Source organism: Frankia sp. CcWB2 (assembly GCF_977927585.1).
On the sequence record NZ_CDWRCM010000144.1, the window covers coordinates 1 to 2,890 of the forward strand.

Below are 2,890 nucleotides of genomic sequence, written 5' to 3' on the forward strand. Positions count from 1 at the left end.
CCGCCGTTTCATCATGATGAAGGGCAAGGCAACCGGGTCGTGGCGAGGCGAGATGCGCGACGGCAAAGTGGTGGCACAGCCCGAGGAGTCGGGGGCCGGCCACGAGGGAGAGGGCGGCGACCGTTCCCAGCGGGCCGAGCAGGCCCAAGCCGAACGCGCCGAGCAGGCCGAGGCCGAGCGGGCCGAGGAAAAAGGGAGTGCCGAGCAGGAAAGGGGCGCCGAGCAGGCCGAGCAGGCCGAAACCGCGCGGCGGTGAGTATGGCGAGGGTGCGCGGGTTCCCGCGATTGTCCGGGCGCGGGTGACCCGAAACGGGGTAGCGTCGGCATCATGGCCGCGGGACGCCTGGTCGGGATCTACACCACGCCGATCCGGGGTACCCGGAGGCGGGCCTGTGAGGCTGTTCGAGTGATCGAGGGTCACGGCCTCGAAGGCGACCGCTACGCCATCGGCACCGGGACCTACTCTGCGCGCGGTGGCGCCGGTCGTGCCGTCACGCTGATCGAGCGTGAGGTCATCGCCGCCGTGGCCGCGGATGCCGGGGTGGCTCTGGCCGAGTGGGAGACCAGGCGAAACCTGGTGACGGAGGGCGTCGCGCTACTCGACCTCGTCGGGCGGACCTTCCGCATCGACGACGTTGTCCTGCTCGGTGCCCGGCCCTGCCCACCGTGCTCCTACCTCGAACAGCTCACCCGCCCCGGGGTCTGGAGCGCGCTACGCGACCGGGGTGGCCTGCGCGCCGACGTCGTGCGTGGCGGCACCGTCCGGATCGGCGCGACGATCATCATCCCGCACCGGGAGGCCGAGCCCGTCGACGCGGTCGCGCCGGATCACGCGGTTGTGTCGGGTGCGCCCGCCCCGACCGGTGGAGGATAGCGCCACGCATCCGGGTCAGTACCGCCAGGCGGGATCCCGGTGTAACCGGGCTGGTTCTTCAGTAGCCCGACGCGGGCGGCCACGCCGAGACTGTAGACCAGCGCCCGGACGCGGGCGTCGATCTCGTCGCGGATCGACCGGATCTCCTCGAGCGCGCACTCCGCCGGATCATCCAGTTTCCAGGTGAGGTAGCGCGTGTCGGGGTAGCTGGGAACGGCGTCGTCGCATCCCATGTTGATGACGACGATGGAGTCGCGGACCATCTCGTTGGTCAGTCGCTTCGGGGACTCCCGGGACAGGTCGATGCCTACCTCGGCCATGACGGTGACGACTCCCGGGTGGATGGCCGGGGCCGGGGCGGTGCCGGCGGATCGGGCGCGGAACAGGCCACGACCATGTCGGTCGAGCAGAGCGGCGCCTATCTGAGAACGGCCCGCATTGTGAACGCAGACGAACAGCACTTTGGGCGGACGAGCCACGAACGCTCCTGGTCGGCCGTGCTGGAACGGTGGGATAACGGGTTGCCGGGGGGCGTCGGAATGTATTTTCTTCGGATCTGGATGTCGGGTGTTTGTTTGAATGTTGATGTTCGCGGGCTTCCATTGTAGCGGGTGTTGGGTATGTCTTGGTGAGGCATCGTCGAACACGGTTTCGCCGGGTGTGGCATCGCGGACTGTGATTTCATGGGCCGGATGTTCGCGGACTGCGAGTCTTGCCGACGTGACCATCGCCGACCGCGAACGTCGCCGGTCATTGTCAACAACATTCTGATAACACTGATGTAGTCGTTCGAGTCAGCCGTGGGTTGCCAGTGGCATACTCCCACGGGTGTCACCGGGTGCTCCCCGCGGGGATGGGTACGGTGCTCCCCAAGGGGATGGGTACGGTGCTGGGCACACCGCGGCCGAGATCTACGCGGACTTCGTCCGCCGGGACGGTCCCGGTCGGAACTTCTCGGCCGTCATCACCGCCATCCGCGAGGGCGCCCTGGGTGCTCGCCACGACGGGGAAACCGCAGGAGGAAACCGCAGGACCGTACTCGGGGCTCGGGGCATCGGGCGAGGGTCAGCGCCGCATCAGCAACGAGCCGCCCAGGAGATACGACCCGACCATCTCGAAGTTCGTCGGCGCCAGGGTGATGTGCGCGACCACGGTGTGGATGTCGCGGAAGCAGCGGTCGAGCCGGCCGGCCGCGCCCAGGGCCCTGGTGCCGGCCAGGCCGTGCAGGGTGTCCACGGCCTTCAGGGTGTTTTCGCCGCCGGCGGCGGCGGCGAGCCGGATCAGGGCGCTGAGCTTCTCCCCGCCGATGAGGCGGGCACTCGCGTGGCCGGCCGCATCGTCGAGCAGCAGTTCGCCCGCCCTGACCAGGGCCGCAGCGCGGGCGATGCCGGCCTGAACGGTGTGGCTGGACGCCAGCGTCTCCGTCCCGCGGGCAGGAACCGCGCTGACCGCCAGCCCCGGGAAGGCGCTCAGCGCGTCCTGGGCGATGCCGAGCGCTGTTGACGCGGCCGTGAACGGGCCGAAGTCGTAGTACGCGATGGGGTAGCCGCGCGAGGGCCGGGCCGCGGGCAGCCGGCGCAGCAGCCCGCCGTCGACGGTGTGCTCCTCGGGGACGAAGAGGTCGTCGACAGTGAAGCTGACGCTCCCGGTGCCGCGCAGCCCTATCGTGAACCAGTCGTCGGTGAAACGGGCGGCATCCCGCGGAACGAACATCATCCGGGTTGTGGGCGGGGTCGGGGCCGACGAGTCCGCCATACCTCCCGCGGCTACCTCGCCGGCCGCGCTGGTTTCGGTGACGAGTGAGGCGCACACCAGCCAGTCGGCGTGGGTGGAGCCGCTGGCGAAGGACCACCGACCGCGTACCCGGTAACCGCCGGGGACGGCCTCGGCGTGGCCCGACGGGTTGATCCCACCGACGACGAGACCATCGCTCTCCCGGAACATCCGGCCGGCCGTCTGCTCCGGGAGGTAGTCCGACATTCGGCCGATAACGCCCTGGACCCCCATCTGCCAGGC

3 protein-coding genes and 2 pseudogenes are annotated in these 2,890 nt (G+C 69.7%); 3 read left to right on the plus strand and 2 right to left on the minus strand.

The genetic code is table 11. From position 1 onward, the window contains the following. Together ACY45C_RS15050 and ACY45C_RS15055 are read left to right on the plus strand one after the other, a co-directional pair. A pseudogene (locus ACY45C_RS15050) lies at nucleotides 1–256 on the plus strand (SRPBCC family protein); the annotation flags it as partial. A gap of 150 nt (nucleotides 257–406) precedes the next feature. After that, a complete protein-coding gene (locus ACY45C_RS15055) occupies nucleotides 407–874 on the plus strand; it encodes an MOSC domain-containing protein (protein ID WP_462188226.1) in 468 nt (155 codons plus the stop codon). Here ACY45C_RS15055 and ACY45C_RS15060 read toward each other — a convergent pair. Next, on the minus strand, nucleotides 829–1,353 hold the full coding sequence (locus ACY45C_RS15060; protein ID WP_462188227.1) for an arsenate reductase ArsC: 525 nt from the start codon (nucleotides 1,351–1,353) through the stop codon (nucleotides 829–831). The genes ACY45C_RS15055 and ACY45C_RS15060 overlap by 46 nt on opposite strands. 412 nt (nucleotides 1,354–1,765) lie before the next feature. On the opposite strand from ACY45C_RS15060, the pseudogene ACY45C_RS15065 reads away from it, so the two are divergent. Then, nucleotides 1,766–1,864, plus strand: a pseudogene (locus ACY45C_RS15065) (3-hydroxyisobutyrate dehydrogenase); the annotation flags it as partial. 75 nt (nucleotides 1,865–1,939) lie between these two features. On the opposite strand, the gene ACY45C_RS15070 reads toward ACY45C_RS15065, so the two are convergent. Further along, nucleotides 1,940–2,890, minus strand: a 951-nt coding sequence (locus ACY45C_RS15070; RefSeq protein ID WP_462188228.1) for an acyl-CoA dehydrogenase family protein, incomplete at its 5' end; no start/stop codon positions are given.